The sequence below is a fragment of the Polaribacter sp. NJDZ03 genome (assembly GCF_019263805.1).
GTDB lineage: Bacteria > Bacteroidota > Bacteroidia > Flavobacteriales > Flavobacteriaceae > Polaribacter.
Genome location: NZ_CP079195.1, coordinates 3,677,130 through 3,697,298, shown reverse-complemented (window position 1 = coordinate 3,697,298; position 20,169 = coordinate 3,677,130). Strand labels below are relative to the sequence as shown.

Genomic DNA, 20,169 nt, shown 5'->3' with positions numbered 1-20,169 from the left:
AAATTATTTAAATTTTTTAATACCTTCTTTCATCCAATTATAATATTCATCGCTATTAGGCGTATATCCTACTGGCGCATTTAAATCTTCTTCATCATGATTCATTAAAACATAAAAAGGTTGCGTATTGGTCTTGTATTTAATGGTTTGCATTTCACTCCATTTCTGACCAATATACTTTAATTTTTTACCAGGTCTTAATTTACTTTCTACCACTTCATCATCCGCTAACTTTCGTTTATCATCAACATATAACGAAATTAAAATTACGTCATTTTTAAGCATTTTTAAAATATTTGGTTGCACCCAAACATTTTGCTCCATTTTTCTACAATTTACACAAGCATGTCCTGTAAAGTCCATCATTACTGGCTTCCCTACTTTTTTAGCATACGCCAAACCTTTATCATAGTCATTAAATGATAAAATATTATGTGGAGGCATTAAATGTGCTCCATCAGGAATTTCTGTCTGAGAAGCATCTCCAGAACCTAGTTTCATATAACCTACTCCGTAAGGAGATTCGCTATAATGCTGTGGTGGTGGAAAAGCGCTAATTAAATTTAAAGGTGCTCCCCATAAACCTGGTAACATATATAATGTAAAAGTTAATGAAAATAATCCCAAACCTAATCTACCAACAGAAATATGTTTTATCGGAGAATCATGTGGTAATTGTATTTTTCCGAAAAGATATAAAGTTAACCCTCCAAAAACGGCAATCCAAATAGCAATAAACACTTCTCTTTCTAACCAATGTAATTGAAGCACTAAATCTGCATTCGATAAGAATTTGAAAGCCAAAGCAAGTTCTAAGAATCCTAAAACTACTTTTACAGTGTTTAACCAACCACCAGATTTTGGCAAAGAATTTAACCAACCAGGAAAAGCTGCAAATAATGCAAATGGTAAAGCAATTGCTAAAGAAAAACCTAACATGCCCACAATTGGACCTATTTGACTTCCTCCGGCTGCAGCTTCTACTAATAAAGTACCAACAATAGGGCCTGTACAAGAAAAGGATACAATAGCCAGTGCCAAAGCCATAAAAAAGATTCCAATTAAACCTCCTCTATCTGCTTGAGAATCTACTTTATTTGCCCAAGAATTTGGTAACATAATTTCGAAAGCACCTAAAAAAGAGGCTGCAAAAACCAATAATAAAACAAAGAAGATAACGTTAAACCACACATTTGTAGAAAGTGCATTTAATGCATCTGCTCCGAAAAGAAGACTGACTAAAACACCTAATAAAACATAAATTACAATAATTGAAAGTCCGTAAATAATTGCATTTTTAATTCCTGCAGCCTTTGTTTTACTTTGTTTTGTAAAAAAGCTCACCGTCATTGGTATCATCGGGAACACACAAGGCGTTAACAATGCAGCAAAACCAGATATAAAGGCAATTAAAAAGATTGAAATTAAACCTCTTTGATTATTGTCTTCACTTGGTGTGTTTGTCGTGGTACTTTTTATAACACTTTCTTTTTCTGATGTTATACTTGCAGCTGAGATATCTTTTGTAACCGTTGTATTTTTTAACTTAAATTCTAAATCTACATAGGTAGGCGGAAGACATTTGCTATCATCACAAACCATAAACTCTACTTCTCCTATTATTGCAGTAAGTTCTGTGCTTGTAATTTTTACCTTTTGCTTAAAAGTTGCACTGTCTTCAAAAAACTTAATAACCATATTAAAAACAGGATCATCTATTGTATGTCCCTCTTCTTCTACAACATTATCTATTAAGGAATAACCTTCATTTTCTTCAAAAGTAAATGAAGTAGGTATTGGTCCATCTTCTGGCACATTTTGAGAATATAAATGCCAACCTCTATCTATACTTGCCTTTGCGATAAGATTGTATTCTGTTTCTGATACCTTTTCTACAGAAGTAGTCCATTTTACAGGTTCAAAAACCTGAGCGTATGATGCAAACCCAAGCGTTAATAATAAAATTAAAATTATTTTCTTCATCTGTTTCTATTTGGTATTTAGTATCAGTTTTATTTTTAAAACTTTTAAGTTAAAGGAGAATAATAAGGTCTTACTAATTACGTTTTACATAAATAGTGAGCCCCTTTTTTTTAAAGCCCCAATATTAATATTTCTAAGGATGCCTACAAAGTTTAATAGGTTAATTATATTATAATTCCGCCTATAAAATGATCTAAATAAATCCACTTTAAAACCATTAAAATTTGGCTTTTGCTTATAATCTATAACTTCATTTTTTTTTCTAAACTTTTTAAGGTCAATTTGCCTTCTGCAACTTTTCTAATTTATAGAAGTTAAACAGCTACTAAGATATCAACTTTATCCGGATTAGCATCAAATTGTACAAAAGCTTAGCTTGATAACGTCTTTTTTAGATCCAGTTAAATTTCGGGTAAGAATTGGTTAGACTAAAAATAGACACATCATTCTAATCATCTTTTTATTATAGATATTAAAAAGCTACAAATATGAAAAGCTATAAAAAAAGAATCCATTTCAAGTGAAATCCATTTATATACGTAAATAAAACGTTCATTATTCAAAATTTTATAAATACAAAATGCATTGATACAATTAAACTATCTTTGCATAAAAAATAATCAATGCAGTTTTCTGAATTACCTTTACATAAATCCATCTTAAAAGCAGTTGCTGAAGAGCGATTTCACAGACCAACCCAAGTACAAGAAAAAGCAATTCCTTTAGTTTTAGCTAAAAAAAACGTAATTGTTTCTGCACAAACAGGTACTGGAAAAACTGCTGCTTTTGCTTTGCCAATAATTCAGCTTTTATTAGACAAAGAAGTAGAAGAGGATAAAAAAACTAAAAAGAAGATAAAATCTTTAATTATAACACCAACTCGTGAGTTGGCAATACAAATTTTAGAGAATTTTGTAAGCTATACCAAATACACAGATTTAAAAACTACCGCTGTTTTTGGAGGTGTATCTTTAGAACCTCAAAAAGAAATATTAGGTAAAGGTGTAGATGTTTTAGTTGCAACTCCTGGTAGATTAATTGATTTACAATTACAAGGAAACATCGATTTAAGTGCTATTGAAATTTTTGTTTTAGATGAAGCAGATTTAATGCTAGACATGGGCTTTATTGCCGATGTTAAAAAAATAGAAGCATTATGTCCTAAGCAAAAACAAACATTACTTTTTTCTGCAACAATTCCAGAAAAAATAGATGAATTGGCTAAAAGGATTTTAAAAAGTCCCATTAAGATTGAAATAAATCCAGAAGAAACTACCGCAAAAAATATTGGTCAGTTATTGTATTATCTTCCAAAGAAAAACAAAACCGATTTATGTTTGCATTTGTTAAGAAACACCATAAACGGGAAAATAATTATTTTTAGACGTACAAAGTTTGGTGTCGATAAATTAGAAGAATCACTACTTAAAAACGGGTATAAAGTTACGAGTATTCATGGTGATAAAACCCAAGCTATACGTAACAAAGCTATAGAAGATTTTAAAGATAAAAAAGCAAATATTTTAATTGCGACAGATGTTGCAGCGCGTGGAATTGACATTACAAATGTAGATGCCATTATTAATTTTGATATACCAAACATACCAGAAACGTATATTCACAGAATTGGTAGAACTGGTAGAGCTGGTAAATCTGGAATTGCATTTTCTTTCTGCTCTCCAGATGAAAATGCATATATTAAATTAATTGAAACTTTAATTGAAAAAAGAATTAAAATTATTGCAGAACATCCTTACCCTATTGCTCCTCCAAAACACAGAAAAAAACAACCAAACACGGAAAGCAAACATAACAAAGGAAGAAAGTCTGAAGCTTCTAAGAAGAATAAAAAACGTTGGTATTAAACTTAGCCCACCTTTTAAAATTATAGCATAAAAAACCCCAAGTGAAAACTTGGGATTTTTTGTAAATAGAGGAAAAAGTTCAATTAATCTCTAAATCATTTCTCTTATAATACCTTAACAGAACAACCAATTGCTCTTGTGGTTGTTTTTGTTGGTTTTTTGCCTAACAATAAAGCATCAATAACATTTTCTACATATTTTTCTGTTACAGCATCTTCATCTCTAGAACTATTGTCTATTGCACCAATATATTCAACTTTCATACTTGGCTTGCTTACAATAAACACATGTGGTGTTTTTGTTGCTCCAAATTTAGGATATACCTTTTGCCCTTCATCTAACAAATAAGGAAACATGAATCCTTTTTCTGCTGCTCTAACCTTCATGTCTTCTAAACTATCTCCTTTAGATGCTTTTGGGTCATTTGGATTAATTGAAATTACAGGAAAACCTAATTTCTTATATTTTAAATCTAAAGCAATTATTCTATCTTCATTAGCTATAGAATACGGACACGTATTGCACGTAAAAATGATAACAAATCCCTTTGCATCAGAATAATCTGATAAAGAAACCATTCTATCATCAATATTTTTTAACTTAAAATCTTCTATAGTGTCACCTACCTGGTAACCATCTGCAGTTTTTATAGTAAAAGCACTTGCTAATAAAACTACAAATAATATTAAAATTGATTTTGTATATTTCATATCGTTCATTTATTCGTTTATAAAATCGTTTTTAATTCAGACTCTAGTTTTTCATAATCAAAAGATTGTTCGTAAAACTTTCTACCTTTTGCATTGTAAATTAATGTGGCAGGTAATGCTCCAGACCAAGTAGAATCGATTGCTTTAATCCAAACATCTTCATTTATATCATTTAATAAAACCACTTTAGACTGTAAATTATGTTTATTAATAAAAGGAATTAATCTTTTATCTACTTGTTTAGGAAAATCTAAACTCACCAAAATAACCTCTACATTTTTAGCTTCATATTCTTGGTTTAATTTTTCAAACGCAGGTAATTCTTTTACACAAGGCGCACACCAAGTTGCCCAAAAATTTACTACATACGTTTTACCATCATTTTTTTCTAACAAAGGCTTTAACTCATTATATGTATAAGACTTTACTGAGCTTACTTTTTGTGATACTTCTTTTACTTCTCCTTTTTTACAGGAAAATAAAAGGGAGAAAAATAACAAAGTATAGAAACCGTTTTTTAGCATTTTATAAACTTACAAAGAAGATATCTTATTAAAAAACAATTAACTAATCCTTAACAAAAAAAAGGTTGTCTAAAAAAGGATTATATATTGTCATACTGAACTTGTTTCAGTATCTCAACGTACTGAATTTCAAAATTCATAAGAATCTGAAATAAATTCAGATTGACAAAAAACGCCCTTTTTAAACAGCCTCTTTTATTAGAAATATTGTTTTTACTAGAAAATATCGTTTAAAATTTTTGCCAAACGAATTCCTCCTTTTTGTAATTGAGTTCTTACAGTTCCTAAATGATCATAAGAATATCTATATTTTAAATTCTCACCAACTTTTACAGATTTATAAACTTCTTTTGTAACTTCATGAACTTCATCTACCCAATCTACAACTGTTCCTTTTTCAATAGCTTTAATTTCTGCTTTTGATAAATCTTTGGCGTTTTCAGCCAGTTCTATATAACTCATGTTATATTCTTCTATTATTTTAGAATCCCAAACCGAGTGTAAGTTTGTACCCTTACCAAACCACTGCAATTGTATTGTATTTCCTCCTTTATCTTCTCTTTGCCCAACATGCATTGGTTGGTGTAAATCTCCAACTAAATGTACCAACATTTTTAAATAGAAAACTTTATCTTCTTCAGAACTATTATCATTCTTTAAAACCGCTACACATTTATAGATACCAGTAACAATATCTCCTGCCGGATTTTTTGCTGCATCTGCATACTTTTCATCTAAGCCCATATTTACATAATGCCAAGAATAAAATTCATTGTATTTTTTATCAGATTTTATTTCATCACCAAAGGTGGATACAAAAGCCAAACTTTGTCCCTTTAACAATTTATCAATTTTTCTTTTTGCTTTTTTTGTTAAATGATGTTCTGCTATTTTACCTGTAGTTCTATGTCCTGTTGGTCCCCAAAAAACAGTTTCTTCTGCTGAAAAATTTGAGAATAAAAATATCGATAGTATAAAAAGTACTTTAATCTTCATCTTATGTTTTTAAAATTATGTTTCAACAAATTTATAAAATTATTCTTCACCAAATTTGTAATTCTCAAAAATAATATTATATCTTTACGATATGATTTTAATATCACTTTAAATAAATTTATATGAAAGCAGAGAAAATTATTAAACCAGCAAACGGTTATTTAATGTTATTAATAGTAATACTATTATTTATTGGTGGTATTGTATTGTCTACTATAGAAGAAACAATTATGTATATGGTTGTTAGTTTAATTGGCTTTTTTGGTTTCTTCGGCTTTATTTTGGTAAACCCAAATACTTCTAAAGTGATTTTATTATTTGGTAAATATGTAGGAACCATTAAAACGAATGGTTTGTATTGGGCAAATCCCTTATTTAGAAAAAAAACAATTTCTTTAAGAGCTAGTAATTTCGATTCTGAACGTTTAAAAGTAAATGATAAATTAGGAAATCCGATTATGATTTCTACCATTTTGGTTTGGAGAGTAACAGATACGTATAAAGCTGCTTTTGATGTTGATAATTACGAAAACTTTGTACGAGTACAAACAGATGCTGCTGTAAGAAAATTAGCAAGTATGTATCCGTATGATAATTTTGCAGATGAAGGCCATGACGAAGATATTACTTTACGTTCTAGTGTTAACGAAGTTTCTGAAGCTTTAGAAAAAGAAATTGACGAACGTTTAACAATTGCAGGTATTGAAGTTTTAGAAGCAAGAATTGGATATTTAGCCTATGCTAATGAAATTGCTTCTGCCATGTTAAAAAGACAACAAGCAACTGCAATTGTAGCTGCAAGACATAAAATTGTACAAGGTGCTGTGGAAATGGTAGAAATGGCTTTAAACGAATTAAGTAGAAAACAAATTGTTGAGTTAGATGATGAACGCAAAGCAGCAATGGTAAGTAATTTATTAGTTATTTTGTGTGGAGATAAAGAAGCGTCTCCGGTTGTAAATGCAGGTACTTTGAGTCATTAAAATATCATATATCTAAATAGAAGCCTAAAAAACTAAAATATGAAAGAGTACAAATTTTTAAAACAAAAAATAAGTTGGTCTAACAGCCAGAAAAACTTTGAAGACGAAATAAATGAACACGCTAAACAAGGTTGGCGCGTAATTAATGTATATGCAAATACCAATGGTGGCGTTTATGCCGTTTTGGAAAAAGATAAAAATCGTTAAAATGAAAATTTTTAAAGAAGAACAAAGTTTTAGACAAACTTGGTTAATTGTAGTATTAATTATCGCCTCCATTGTTCCTGTAGCAATGATGATAAAAAAATACTTAAAAGCAGATACAACGTTATCTACACAAGAGTTTTTAATTACAATTGGTGTTATTCTATTATCGATTTCATTAATTTTCTTCTTTAAACTAACAACCAAAATTGATGAAGTAGGAATTCATTACCAGTTTTTCCCTTTGCATTTTAAGGTGAAAACAATTCCTTGGAATACAATTTCTAAAGCTTATGTAAGAAAGTATCAACCTATAAGTGAGTTTGGTGGTTGGGGATTAAGAGGTGGCTTCTTTTTTAATAAAGGAAAAGAAAAAGCTGTAAATGTTTCTGGTGATATTGGCATTCAATTAATACTTAAAAATGGAGAAAAGTTATTAATAGGAACTCTATTAAAAGAAGAAGCAAAAAGAGTTTTAGAAACTTATAATTCAAAAATAAATTAATATGATTCGTTTTATCACTTATTTAGCTATCACATTTTTTGGGACATTTATTTCTTTAGCACAAGTAAAATCCGAAGAAATTTTAATAAAAAATGGAGCAATAGAACTTCCAGGAACCTTAACTTTTACAGAAGAAAATTCGCCTTTAATTATTTGGGTTCATGGTTCTGGACCTGTAGACAGAAACGGAAATCAGCCTGCACAAAATGTAAAAGCAAACTACATTAAACAATTTAGAGATTCTATCAATAAAAAAGATATTGCTTTTTATAGTTACGATAAAAGAACAGCTAACAAGAATAATAGCAAATTACTAGCAAATACAAAAATTACAGATTTTGCTGTAGATGTAGAAAAAGTAATCACCTATTTTAAAAACGAAAAGCATTTTTCTAAAATTATTTTAGTTGGCCATAGTCAAGGTTCATTAATTGCAATGATGGCTTCTAAAGAGGTCGATAAATACATCTCTATTGCTGGTACAGGAGAACAAATTGATGAAACCATTATAAAACAAATCACAAAAAACAATGCTCCATTAGGTGTCGCGGCCAGGAAACAATTTGATACTTTAAGAGTAAGAGGTAAAATTGAAACTGTACATCCGTTTTTAATGAGCATATTTGGCAAACCAAATCAGGCTTTTTTATACGATTGGATGCAGTTAAACCCCAAAACCGAGATTAAAAAACTAACTATTCCTATTTTAATTATTAATGGTGATAAAGATATTCAGGTAAGCATAGAAGATGCTAAAATGTTGCATGCTGCAAATACAGATTCTAAATTGGTAATTATAGAAAACATGAATCATGTTTTAAAGGACATTCAAAAAGAAGAAGACAATCTAAAATCTTACTATTCTTCGGAATACCAAATCTCAGATAAACTAATAAAAACCATTAGTTTATTTATAAAAAAATAACATGGCAAAGAAAAAAGCATTCGCGTTGCGAGTAAATGAAGACATGATAAAAGCAATTGAAAAATGGGCTGCAGATGAATTTCGTTCTACAAACGGACAAATAGAATGGATGCTTATGCAAGCACTTAAAAAAGCAAAAAGAGAACCCACCAAAAAAGAAGATTAAAAGTAGGTCTTTGAAAAGTACTAAGCAAATATAACATCAACAAGAATATTCCCTTACTATAAGCCTAAGCAGAACCATTTCCTTTAACCAAAGGATTAAAACAACCTAAATATTAATAATAGATGCTCAATTTATATTGAGCGTTTAGTAATTTGTATATTGCCTATTTGATAAAAGTTTGGTAAACCTATTTTTGGTGTCTAATTATGCAAAACAAAAAATTATTAATTAATTTATAGTTTTAAGCTTTTAATTATATGAGCTATAATATATACTCTATAACAGATAAATATTACAAAAAAATTGCTACTGGTTTGCATGAATACTGCTTTTGTCAAGATGTAACTATTTTAGCTAACTTTTTATAAAAATTAACTAAAAGACTTATAATCAAACAGTACAAGCATAAGTATCCTTAAAAAAATAAATGAAAGCTAAGAATAAAATTAGGCTATTTTTACACAAAATTTTTAAATAGTAATCTTTATAGGTTGCAAGTAGAAATTATTTTAAAAACAGACTTTAAAAAAACAATTTAAGTATGACAACACCCACTTTTACAAATGATGCAATCGTTTTTGGAATCTTAATGTTATCACTCGGTTTCGTTTTCTATACAGAAAATATAAAAAGTGGTTTCTGGCATAAGTTTTATAAGATTGTACCTGGTTTATTTATGGCCTATTTTATTCCTGCAATTTTTACTACTGCCGGCATCATATCCCCAGAATGGGAAACCTTAAACACTGCGGGAGAAGTTGTAAAAGGAAAATCGCAATTGTATTATATTTCTAGTCGATTTTTATTGCCTGCTGCCCTAGTTTTAATGACTTTAAGCATCGATTTAAAAGCTATTTTTAACCTAGGTTCTAAAGCATTAATTATGTTTTTTACGGGTACTGTAGGTATTATTATTGGAGGACCAATAGCAATTCTACTAATTTCAATTTTCTCTCCAGAAACGGTTGGAGGTTCTGACTTTGATGCTGTTTGGCGTGGTTTATCTACACTTGCAGGAAGTTGGATTGGTGGTGGTGCAAACCAAACAGCCATGTTAGAAATTTATAAATACAACCCTGCAAAATATGGAGGAATGGTCTTTGTAGATATAGTAGTCGCTAATGTTTGGATGGCTATCTTATTAATAGGAATTGGTAAAAAAGATAAAATAGACAAGTGGTTGGGTGCAGATACTTCTGCCATTGAAGATCTAAAAGATAAAGTATCTTTATTTACTAAAAAAGTAAAAAGGAATCCTTCTGTAACAGACTTTATGATAATTCTTGCTATTGCATTTGGTACCGTTGGTTTAGGTCATTTTACTGCAGCATATTTAAGTGCTTTTTTCAGTGAATTAGTTGCTAGTATAGAATCTGAAACTTGGAGAAACATCTTTACTTTCTTAGGTTCTAGTTTCTTTTGGTTAATTAGTATTTCTACAGTTATTGCAGTGCTTTTATCTTTTACAAAAGCAAAAAATTACGAAGGTGCAGGTGCAAGCAAAATTGGAAGTGTATTTATTTATATTCTGGTTGCTACCATTGGTATGAAAATGGATTTAGCAATGATTTTTGATAATGTAGGTTTAATTGCTATTGGCCTTGTTTGGATGTCTATTCATGCTGGATTATTAATTATAGTTGCCAAATTAATTAAAGCTCCTTATTTCTTTTTAGCACTTGGTAGTCAAGCTAATGTTGGTGGTGCAGCTTCTGCCCCAATTGTAGCACAAGCATTTCATCCTTCTTTAGCTACTGTTGGTGTTTTGTTAGCCGTTTTTGGGTACGCAATAGGGACAATTGGTGCAATTTTATGTACTATTTTAATGGAATTATCGGCAACACTTTAAAAAAAATGAGCATATTTGCATACGAAAAATATAGATTTATGAAGAAAATTATTACGCTTTTAGTCCTATCAATTTTAATTACGGCATGTTCTTCTAAAAAAGAAGGAAATATGACTGTACAAGGTCAAATTAAAGGTCTTAAAAAAGGAACTCTATACCTTCAAAAAATGAAAGATACATTATTAGTATCTGTAGATTCTGTAAAATTATTAGGTAGTGATAAATTTACTTTAATTGATAATGTAGAATCTCCTGTATTATATTATTTAACATTTGATGGAAATACAAGTGATAAAAGGATTTTATTTTTTGGTGAAAAAGGAATTATTACCATTAATGATAATGTAGAAAATTTTGGTTACGCTCCAAAAATAACAGGCTCTAAAAATCAAGAAATTTTAGATAATTATAATATAATTAAAAATAAATTTCAGGATCAGCGATTAGAATTCATCAAAAAAGATTTTGATGCTAAAAAAGCAAACGACCAAGAATTAGTTACTCAATTAGAGAGAGACTATCAGAATCTTGTAAAAAGAAGAGTTCTATATACTACTAATTTTGCAATTACAAATGCAGGTTTAGAAGTAGCGCCTTACATTGGATTAACAGAAATGTATGATGCTAGTTTAAAAATGTTAGATACGGTAAACAATTCTTTAACTGATAAAGTAAAAAACTCTGATTACGGAATACGTTTTCAAGAATACTTAAATTCAATCAAAGAAAAATAGTGAAAATATTTTATTCTATTAACTAAAAAAAACGAGCAAATTGCTCGTTTTTTTTTAGTTTTAAAAAGTGACAAACAGTCAATTTTAAAATATAATAAATACATTTCAAACTTCTTTTATCTAAAAAATGATTGCATTTTAAGAACAATTATAAGTAGTTGAAACATATATCTTTAATCTCTAATTAAAGGCAATGTAGAGCATCTAAGTAATCCTTCTTGCTTTGCTATTTGCGAATAGGATACTTCTTCTACGGTAAAACCATTATCTCTAAGCCAGGTATTTAATCTTGTAAAGTTTTTTTCTGAAATAATTACTTCTTCAGAAATTGAAAAAATATTACTATTCATGCTATACATTTCTTCTTTTGTTATTTCAAAAATGTTTTCCTTTCCAAAAAAATCTACTAACCATTCATATTCTCTTTCAATTAAAAAACCATTTTTATGAAGAATAGCTTTGTCTTTTCCTATTGGCTGAAAACAGCAGTCTAAATGCAATGCGTTATCTTTTGCATCTGTATTTGATTTTCTTAACTCAAAAGATTTTACTTTTTTATGAGGAAATAATTCTTGAAGAGAAATTACAGCGTCCATATTAGTACGTGCTGTAATAAAATCTGAATAATCGCTACCCGAATATGTCCCAACAAAAATATACTCATTCCAAGGCATTACATCACCACCTTCTATATGACATTCTTTAGGTAAAACAGCCACTTTTAAAGGGTCTATTTGTGATATTACTTTATCTATTGCCTTATACTCTTTTTCTCTATCTGGAAGAATATTAGCTTCTATAAAAGTATCATCAATTACAAAAGCAATATCTCTAGAAAATATTTGATTGTAATTTTCAATTATATCTGGCCTAAATACTTCTACATTATACCTTTTTAAAACTTCAGCAACAGCTTCCATCTCTAAGTTCATTGCAGATTCTTTAGGGTATGTACCCGCTAAAACATGCTCTATACTTTTAGGGTCATAGCAGTCTTCTACTCTTGGCACACCTCCATTACTTTTGGCAGTACCTAAAATTACAGCCCTTAATCTTGAGGTTTCGTTTTTAATATTTAGTTCTAACATAGATAATATGGATAAAAAAAGCTTCATAAAATATGAAGCTTTGTTTTTGTAAATGTAATAAAATTTATCTTTTTTCTATTTCAACAAATGGTCTGTAATTTTCACCTGTATAAATTTGACGTGGTCTACCTATTGGTTCTTTGTTAAGACGCATTTCTTTCCATTGAGCAATCCAACCTGGTAAACGTCCTAAAGCAAACATTACTGTAAACATTTCTGTTGGTATTCCCATAGCTCTGTAGATTATACCTGAATAGAAATCTACATTAGGGTATAATTTTCTTTCTACAAAATAAGGATCACTTAAAGCTTCTTGCTCTAGACTTCTAGCGATATCTAAAATAGGATCTGTAACACCTAAATCATTTAAAACTTCATCTGCTGCAGCTTTAATAATTTTAGCTCTAGGATCAAAGTTTTTATAAACTCTATGTCCAAATCCCATTAAACGGAAAGAATCATTTTTATCTTTTGCTTTAGCCATGTATTTTTTAGTGTCTCCACCATCAGCTTTTATACCTTCTAACATTTCTAAAACAGCCTGATTTGCTCCACCATGTAATGGTCCCCAAAGTGCAGATATTCCTGCAGAAAGAGATGCAAATAATCCTGCATGAGAAGAACCTACAATTCTTACTGTAGACGTAGAACAGTTTTGCTCATGATCTGCATGTAAAATTAATAATTTATCTAAAGCATCTTTAACAATTGGGTTAATTACAAAATCTTCATTAGGTTGTTTAAACATCATGTACATTAAATTCTCAACGTACCCTAAAGATTTTTTTCCGTAATTTAAGTGCATTCCTTGTTTCTTGCGCATAGTCCAAGCAACTAAAACAGGAAATTTAGCCATAATACGCACAATAGCATTGTACATATCTTCAGTAGACTCTATGTTCACAGAAGATGGATTAAAAGCTGTTAATGCACTTGTTAAAGAAGACAAAACACCCATTGGATGTGCTGTTTTAGGAAAAGCTTCTAATATTTTTCTAACATCATCATCTACTAATGAATGATCTCTAATATCTTTATGAAATTTTTCTAATTGTTCATTAGTTGGTAAATTTCCAAATATTAAAGCGTAAGATACTTCTAAAAAGTCTCCTTTTTCAGCCAATTCTTCAATTGAATAACCTCTATAGCGTAAAATACCTTTTTCACCGTCTAAGAAAGTAATAGCACTTTCACAAGAACCTGTGTTCTTAAAACCAGGATCAATAGTTATCACTCCATTAGTTACTCCTCTTAAAGTTTTAATATCTATGGCTACTTCATTTTCTGTTCCTTTTACAAGTGGAAATTCATAAGATTTATCTCCAATTTGTAATTTAGCTGTATCTGACATTTAATGATGATTTTTTAGTATTGTTAAGTTTGACGAAGATACCAAATTTTCGAGCATTTTAAAAGGGTCTAGTAATAGATTTTAGAAATTTTAAAATAAAAGTAATTTATATGAATATAAAACAAAAAAAACCTCATAATTTCTTATGAGGTAGTATTATATTTAAAAAAAATATTTTTATAGGTTAAAAGCTTTTAAACCTGGAAAATAAGCAGTTGCTCCCAATTCTTCTTCAATACGTAATAATTGGTTGTATTTTGCCATTCTATCAGAACGAGAAGCAGAACCAGTTTTTATTTGTCCACAGTTTAATGCTACTGCTAAATCTGCAATAGTATTATCTTCTGTTTCACCAGATCTATGAGACATTACTGAAGTATAACCTGCATTTTTAGCCATATTTACAGCTGCAATAGTTTCTGTTAAACTACCAATTTGGTTTACTTTAATTAAGATAGAGTTTGCAATACCGTTTTCAATACCCTTAGATAAACGTTCTACATTAGTTACAAATAAATCATCACCAACTAATTGTACTTTATCTCCAATTAATTCTGTTAAATATTTTGTACCATCCCAATCATTTTCATCCATTCCATCCTCAATAGAGATAATAGGATATTTTACAGTCAATTCAGCTAAATAATCTGCTTGTTCTTTACTTGAACGGATAACACCTTTATCACCTTCAAATTTTGTGTAATCGTATTTACCATTCACATAAAATTCTGCAGCTGCACAATCTAATGCAATTTTAATTTCTTCACCAAAAACATAACCAGCATTTTTAACTGCTAATGCGATAGTTTCAATAGCATCTTCTGTACCTCCTGGTAAATTTGGTGCAAAACCACCTTCATCTCCAACAGCAGTTGATAAATTTCTATCGTGTAAAACCTTTTTAAGATTATGAAAAATTTCAGAACCCATTTTCATTGCTTCTGTAAATGTTTTTGCCTTAACTGGCATAATCATAAATTCTTGAAATGCAATTGGAGCATCAGAATGAGAACCACCATTAATGATATTCATCATTGGTAATGGTAAAGTATTAGCAGAAACACCACCTACATATCTATATAAAGGCATTCCTAACTCATTAGCAGCAGCTTTAGCAGCAGCCAAAGAAACTCCTAAAATAGCATTAGCTCCTAAATTAGATTTATTTGGAGTACCGTCTAAATCAATCATTAATTGATCAATAGTATTTTGCTCAAAAACAGAAGTACCTAACAATTCTGGTGCAATAATATTATTTACATTAGATACTGCTGTTAAAACACCTTTACCCATGTAATCTTTACCACCATCACGTAATTCTACTGCTTCGTGCTCTCCTGTAGAAGCTCCAGAAGGAACTGCTGCTCTACCTAAAATACCATTTTCTGTAGTTACATCTACTTCAACTGTTGGATTACCTCTTGAATCAAAAATTTGACGTGCGTGAACGCTAATTATTATACTCATTATATTTATTATTTAATTAATTTATGTCTTTAATTTATACTGCTAATTTACAAAAAACCACTCATAAATGAGTGGTTTTAAATAGTTACTTACGAAAACGTTTTCAGTTGAATTAAATTAACGAATGTTAACTTATCACTGATTTAGCTTCCTTAATATTTTCTATAAATTGATCAAATAAATACTCAGAATCGTGCGGTCCTGGGCTTGCTTCTGGGTGGTATTGTACAGAAAAAACATTCTTGTTTTTCATACGAATACCTGCAACAGTATGATCATTTAAATGTACATGTGTAATTTCTACATTGTCATTCGCTTCCGTTTCTTCTCTATTGATAGCAAAACCATGATTTTGAGAAGTAATTTCTCCTTTACCAGTCAATAAGTTTTTTACAGGGTGATTAATTCCTCTATGACCATTGTGCATTTTATAGGTAGAAATTCCATTAGCTAAAGCAATCACCTGATGACCTAAACAGATACCAAATAATGGTAAATTTCTTTTTATAATTTCTTTAGCAACTTCTTGCGCTTCAATTAATGGTTCTGGATCTCCAGGTCCATTAGAAATAAAATAACCATCAGGATTAAAAGCAGATAAATCCTCAAATTTAGCGTTGTAAGGAAACACTTTTATATAAGCTCCTCTTTTTACTAAGTTTCTTAAAATATTCTTTTTAATACCAATATCTAAAGCAGATATTTTAATTTCAGAATTCTCATCACCTACAAAATAAGGTTCTTTTGTAGATACTTTAGAAGCCAACTCTAAGCCTTCCATAGTAGGTACAGCAGATAACTGTTTTTTTAATGCTTCAATATTATCTACATCTGTAGATATAATAGCATTCATTGCTCCATTATCTCTAATATAAGCTACTAATGCTCTAGTATCAACATCAGAAATAGCAACAAGATTATGCTTTGTAAACCAATCTTTTAAATTACCATTAGAATCTACTCTAGAATGTGTAAAACTAAAATTTCTACAAATTAAACCTGAAATTTTTATTCCATCAGATTCAACTTCATTATCATTTACCCCATAATTACCAATATGAGCATTTGTTGCAACCATTAATTGACCAAAATATGAAGGGTCTGTAAAAATTTCTTGATATCCTGTCATACCTGTATTAAAACAGATTTCTCCAGTAGAAGTTCCTTCGATTCCTACGGATTTACCATAAAAAATTGTTCCATCTGCTAATAAGACAAGCGCCTTTTTTCGTGTTTGATATTTCATTGATAGTTGTTGTGTTTCTTAGTACAAAAATATAAAAAAAGGGATAAACGTAAACGCTTATCCCTTTATATAAATTAAAAAATTTTCATTTTTTATTCTTCAGATTTTTCTTCTGTTGCTGTTCCTTCTACCTGTGGAGTATCTGCTTTTTTACTTTTTCCTCTACGTGTAGTTTTCTTAGCTTTTTTACCATTAGGATTGTAAATTTCGTTGTAATCAACTAATTCTACCATTGCCATAGGAGCATTATCCCCTTGACGATTTCCTAACTTAATAATACGAAGATAACCTCCTGGTCTATCTGCTACTTTTACAGAGATTTCTTTAAATAATTCTGTAACTGCATATTTATCACGTAAGTGAGAAAATACAACACGTCTGTTGTGAGTAGTATCACTTTTAGACTTTGTTATTAATGGTTCTGCAAAAACTCTTAATGCTTTTGCTTTAGCCACTGTAGTGTTAATACGTTTATGTTCTATTAAAGAACATGTCATATTAGCTAACATTGCCTTTCTGTGTGAAGTAGTTCTTCCTAAATGATTATGCTTTTTTCCGTGTCTCATGACCTTTGTTTTATAATTTCATCTTGCATCAACTCGTTATGAGGAGCAAATTATGAAAAATTAATCTCTATCTAATTTGTATTTTGTTAAATCCATACCGAAACTTAAACCTTTAACAATCACTAATTCTTCTAGTTCTGTTAATGATTTTTTACCAAAGTTTCTAAACTTCATTAAATCACTTTTGTTAAAAGAAACTAAATCTCCTAATGTATCCACTTCTGCAGCCTTTAAACAATTTAAAGCTCTAACAGATAAATCCATGTCGATTAATCTAGTTTTTAATAACTGACGCATGTGTAATGATTCCTCATCATACGTTTCTGTTTGTGCGATTTCATCTGCCTCTAAAGTGATACGCTCATCAGAGAATAACATAAAGTGGTGGATTAATATTTTTGCAGCTTCAGTTAATGCATCTTTAGGATTGATTGATCCATCAGTATCGATATCGAAAACTAATTTCTCATAATCCGTTTTTTGTTCTACACGAAAATTTTCGATTGCATACTTTACATTCTTAATTGGTGTGTAGATAGAATCTGTAAAGATTGTTCCTATTGGTGCTGAAGCTTTTTTATTTTCTTCTGCAGGCACAAATCCTCTACCTTTTTCTATAGTAATTTCTGCATTTAACTTTACAGACTTATCCATGTTACAGATTACTAAATCTGGATTCAATACTTGAAAACCAGAGATAAATTTCTGTAAGTCTCCTGCAGTAAACTGCTCTTGACCAGATAATGAAATAGATACAGTTTCTCTATCTGTTTCTTCTATTTGTTTCTTAAAACGAACTTGTTTTAAGTTTAAAATAATTTCTGTAACGTCTTCTACAACTCCAGATACAGTAGAAAACTCGTGCTCTACACCATCAATTCTTAATGATGTAATTGCAAACCCCTCTAAAGAAGATAAAAGAACTCTTCTTAAAGCGTTTCCTATTGTTAAACCAAAACCTGGTTCTAAAGGTCTAAACTCAAATCTACCTGTAAAATCAGTAGATTCAATCATAATAACCTTATCTGGTTTTTGAAAATTTAAAATTGCCATTCTCTTCGTTTTAATTGTTACTCGGTTGCGCGGTTTATAAACGTGAAGAAATGTTTATAAACCCTTTGGCCGAATTTCAATGTGATTAATTTATTACTTAGAATATAATTCTACGATTAATTGTTCTTTGATGTTTTCTGGAATTTGTAATCTTTCTGGTGCTTTTACAAAAGTTCCAGATTTAGTATCTGTGTTCCAAGTTAACCATTCGAAAACATTGCTGTTAGAAGCTAATGCATTTTCAATAGCACTTAAAGATTTAGATTTCTCTCTTACAGCTACAACATCTCCTTCATTTAAACTATAAGAAGGTATGTTAACTATTTCTCCATTAACAGTAATGTGTCTGTGAGAAACTAATTGACGAGCTCCACTTCTAGAGTTAGAAACCCCCATTCTGTAAACAACATTATCTAAACGAGATTCACATAATTGTAATAAGATTTCACCTGTAATCCCAGAAGCAGCTTGTGCTTGTTTAAACAAGTTACTGAATTGACGCTCTAAAATACCATAAGTATATTTCGCTTTTTGCTTCTCCATTAATTGAGTTGCATATTCAGATTTCTTTCCTCTTCTTCTTGCATTTCCATGCTGTCCTGGAGGGAAATTTCTTTTTTCGAAGTTTTTATCTTCTCCAAAAATTGCTTCACCAAACTTACGAGCAATTTTAGTTTTTGGTCCTGTATATCTTGCCATTTCTTTTGTTGTTATAGATAGGGATTATGAATTAAGGCTTTCTCCTTCGATAATCTTGTTCCTATCAAGTTAAAAAATTAAATTATACTCTTCTTCTCTTCGGTGGACGACATCCATTATGAGGAATAGGTGTAACATCAATAATTTCTGTTACTTCAATACCTGCATTATGAATAGATCTAATAGCAGATTCTCTACCATTACCCGGTCCTTTTACATACACTTTTACTTTACGTAAACCTGCTTCTTTTGCAACGTTTGCACAATCTTCTGCGGCTAATTGAGCTGCATATGGAGTATTCTTTTTAGAACCTCTAAAACCCATTTTACCAGCAGATGACCAAGAAATAACGTCACCTTTTTTATTTGTTAAAGAAATAATGATATTGTTAAAAGATGCAGTTACGTGCGCCTCTCCAATAGCATCAATTATTACTTTACGCTTTTTTGAACTTGCTTTTGCCATAATTTTTCAGTTTTAGTAATTTAGTTTTCTAACTTTATAGTCAAGACTATTATTAGATCTTTATTACTTTATCTAACTTATTTTTTCTTGTTAGCTACAGTTTTTCTCTTACCTTTTCTTGTACGAGAGTTATTCTTAGTTCTTTGTCCTCTTAAAGGAAGACCAAGTCTATGACGAATACCTCTTTGACAACCGATATCCATCAAACGTTTGATGTTAATCTGTACCTCAGAACGTAGTTCACCTTCAATAGTGAAAGATCCTACTTGTTCTCTAATTGCTGCGATTTGATCATCTGTCCAATCTTGAACTTTAATGCTCTCATCTACTTTTGCTTCTGCTAGAACTTTAATTGCTCTGCTGCTTCCTATACCAAAGATGTAAGTTAATGCGATAACACCTCTTTTATTCTTTGGAATATCAATACCTGCTATTCTTGCCATTACCCTTGTCTTTGTTTAAATCTAGGATTTTGTTTATTAATCACGTATAATCTACCTTTCCTGCGAACTATTTTGCAGTCGGCACTTCTTTTTTTAACTGATGCTCTAACTTTCATCTGTTTTGTTTTTTTAGTATCTGTAAGTAATTCTTGCCTTTGATAAATCGTATGGGCTCATTTCTAATTTCACCTTATCTCCAGGTAATAATTTGATATAATGCATACGCATTTTACCAGAAATGTGTGCCGTAACAATATGTCCATTTTCTAATTCTACACGAAACATTGCATTAGATAATGCTTCTGTAATTGTTCCGTCTTGCTGAATTGCTGATTGTTTAGCCATA

At 30.2% G+C, this 20,169-nt stretch carries 23 protein-coding genes; 8 read left to right on the top strand and 15 right to left on the bottom strand.

The features are described from left to right. Positions 1-3: 3 nt before the first annotated feature. Positions 4-1,983 carry a cytochrome c biogenesis protein CcdA gene (locus tag KV700_RS15760; protein WP_218598454.1) on the bottom strand — a complete coding sequence of 660 codons (1,980 nt, stop codon included), beginning with the start codon at positions 1,981-1,983 and terminating at the stop codon, positions 4-6. Between the two features lie 623 nt (positions 1,984-2,606). On the opposite strand from KV700_RS15760, the gene KV700_RS15755 reads away from it, so the two are divergent. Beyond that, a complete protein-coding gene (locus tag KV700_RS15755; RefSeq protein ID WP_218598453.1) occupies positions 2,607-3,848 on the top strand; it encodes a DEAD/DEAH box helicase in 1,242 nt (413 codons plus the stop codon). Positions 3,849-3,952: 104 nt separating this feature from the next. Here the strand turns inward: KV700_RS15755 and KV700_RS15750 are convergent, their stop codons facing one another. From KV700_RS15750 to KV700_RS15740, 3 genes are all read right to left on the bottom strand, one after another. Further along, a complete protein-coding gene (locus tag KV700_RS15750; protein WP_166382697.1) occupies positions 3,953-4,558 on the bottom strand; it encodes a thioredoxin family protein in 606 nt (201 codons plus the stop codon). 17 nt (positions 4,559-4,575) lie between these two features. Continuing rightward, positions 4,576-5,082, bottom strand: a complete 507-nt coding sequence (locus tag KV700_RS15745) for a TlpA disulfide reductase family protein (protein WP_218598452.1) — start codon at positions 5,080-5,082, stop codon at positions 4,576-4,578. Between the two features lie 216 nt (positions 5,083-5,298). After that, positions 5,299-6,078 (bottom strand): S1/P1 nuclease, encoded by a 780-nt coding sequence (locus KV700_RS15740; protein WP_218598451.1) that lies wholly within the window; start codon positions 6,076-6,078, stop codon positions 5,299-5,301. 122 nt (positions 6,079-6,200) lie between these two features. On the opposite strand from KV700_RS15740, the gene KV700_RS15735 reads away from it, so the two are divergent. From KV700_RS15735 to KV700_RS15705, 7 genes are all read left to right on the top strand, one after another. Continuing rightward, entirely contained in the window at positions 6,201-7,061 is an 861-nt protein-coding gene (locus KV700_RS15735) for an SPFH domain-containing protein (protein ID WP_218598450.1), read from the top strand. Positions 7,062-7,100: 39 nt separating this feature from the next. After that, on the top strand, positions 7,101-7,268 hold the full coding sequence (locus KV700_RS15730) for a DUF4177 domain-containing protein (RefSeq protein ID WP_166382691.1): 168 nt from the start codon (positions 7,101-7,103) through the stop codon (positions 7,266-7,268). A gap of 1 nt (position 7,269) precedes the next feature. Then, positions 7,270-7,770, top strand: coding sequence for a hypothetical protein (locus KV700_RS15725; RefSeq protein WP_218598449.1), 501 nt, complete (start codon positions 7,270-7,272; stop codon positions 7,768-7,770). 1 nt (position 7,771) lies between these two features. Continuing rightward, a complete protein-coding gene (locus KV700_RS15720; RefSeq protein WP_218598448.1) occupies positions 7,772-8,695 on the top strand; it encodes a S9 family peptidase in 924 nt (307 codons plus the stop codon). A 1-nt stretch (position 8,696) separates the two neighbouring features. Further along, positions 8,697-8,861 carry an Arc family DNA-binding protein gene (locus KV700_RS15715; RefSeq protein ID WP_218598447.1) on the top strand — a complete coding sequence of 55 codons (165 nt, stop codon included), beginning with the start codon at positions 8,697-8,699 and terminating at the stop codon, positions 8,859-8,861. 541 nt (positions 8,862-9,402) lie between these two features. Then, a complete protein-coding gene (locus tag KV700_RS15710) occupies positions 9,403-10,710 on the top strand; it encodes a DUF819 domain-containing protein (RefSeq protein WP_166382685.1) in 1,308 nt (435 codons plus the stop codon). A 38-nt stretch (positions 10,711-10,748) separates the two neighbouring features. Further along, the gene (locus tag KV700_RS15705) at positions 10,749-11,444 is read left to right on the top strand and encodes a DUF4369 domain-containing protein (RefSeq protein WP_166382683.1); all 696 of its coding nucleotides are present in this window, start codon (positions 10,749-10,751) and stop codon (positions 11,442-11,444) included. 173 nt (positions 11,445-11,617) lie between these two features. Here the strand turns inward: KV700_RS15705 and KV700_RS15700 are convergent, their stop codons facing one another. From KV700_RS15700 to infA, 11 genes are all read right to left on the bottom strand, one after another. Beyond that, positions 11,618-12,532: a dimethylarginine dimethylaminohydrolase family protein gene (locus tag KV700_RS15700; RefSeq protein WP_218599870.1), complete on the bottom strand. Its 915-nt coding sequence runs from the start codon at positions 12,530-12,532 to the stop codon at positions 11,618-11,620. Positions 12,533-12,596: 64 nt separating this feature from the next. Beyond that, positions 12,597-13,883: a citrate synthase gene (locus tag KV700_RS15695; RefSeq protein WP_166382681.1), complete on the bottom strand. Its 1,287-nt coding sequence runs from the start codon at positions 13,881-13,883 to the stop codon at positions 12,597-12,599. Between the two features lie 177 nt (positions 13,884-14,060). After that, positions 14,061-15,350, bottom strand: a complete 1,290-nt coding sequence (eno, locus tag KV700_RS15690) for a phosphopyruvate hydratase (RefSeq protein WP_166382679.1) — start codon at positions 15,348-15,350, stop codon at positions 14,061-14,063. Between the two features lie 127 nt (positions 15,351-15,477). Beyond that, positions 15,478-16,596, bottom strand: a complete 1,119-nt coding sequence (gene carA / locus KV700_RS15685; protein WP_218598446.1) for a glutamine-hydrolyzing carbamoyl-phosphate synthase small subunit — start codon at positions 16,594-16,596, stop codon at positions 15,478-15,480. A 92-nt stretch (positions 16,597-16,688) separates the two neighbouring features. Continuing rightward, on the bottom strand, positions 16,689-17,162 hold the full coding sequence (gene rplQ / locus KV700_RS15680) for a 50S ribosomal protein L17 (protein ID WP_166382674.1): 474 nt from the start codon (positions 17,160-17,162) through the stop codon (positions 16,689-16,691). A 60-nt stretch (positions 17,163-17,222) separates the two neighbouring features. Further along, positions 17,223-18,215, bottom strand: a complete 993-nt coding sequence (locus tag KV700_RS15675) for a DNA-directed RNA polymerase subunit alpha (RefSeq protein WP_165732609.1) — start codon at positions 18,213-18,215, stop codon at positions 17,223-17,225. A 93-nt stretch (positions 18,216-18,308) separates the two neighbouring features. After that, positions 18,309-18,914, bottom strand: a complete 606-nt coding sequence (gene rpsD / locus KV700_RS15670) for a 30S ribosomal protein S4 (protein WP_166382672.1) — start codon at positions 18,912-18,914, stop codon at positions 18,309-18,311. Between the two features lie 82 nt (positions 18,915-18,996). Beyond that, positions 18,997-19,380 (bottom strand): 30S ribosomal protein S11, encoded by a 384-nt coding sequence (gene rpsK / locus KV700_RS15665; RefSeq protein WP_036825729.1) that lies wholly within the window; start codon positions 19,378-19,380, stop codon positions 18,997-18,999. 77 nt (positions 19,381-19,457) lie between these two features. Further along, positions 19,458-19,823, bottom strand: coding sequence for a 30S ribosomal protein S13 (rpsM, locus tag KV700_RS15660; RefSeq protein WP_166382670.1), 366 nt, complete (start codon positions 19,821-19,823; stop codon positions 19,458-19,460). Next, complete coding sequence (gene ykgO / locus KV700_RS15655) at positions 19,823-19,939, bottom strand: type B 50S ribosomal protein L36 (protein ID WP_004568720.1); 117 nt, start codon at positions 19,937-19,939, stop codon at positions 19,823-19,825. Before ykgO ends, rpsM begins: the two co-directional genes overlap by 1 nt. A 13-nt stretch (positions 19,940-19,952) precedes the next feature. Next, on the bottom strand, positions 19,953-20,168 hold the full coding sequence (gene infA / locus KV700_RS15650; protein WP_004568721.1) for a translation initiation factor IF-1: 216 nt from the start codon (positions 20,166-20,168) through the stop codon (positions 19,953-19,955). Position 20,169 lies beyond the last annotated feature (1 nt).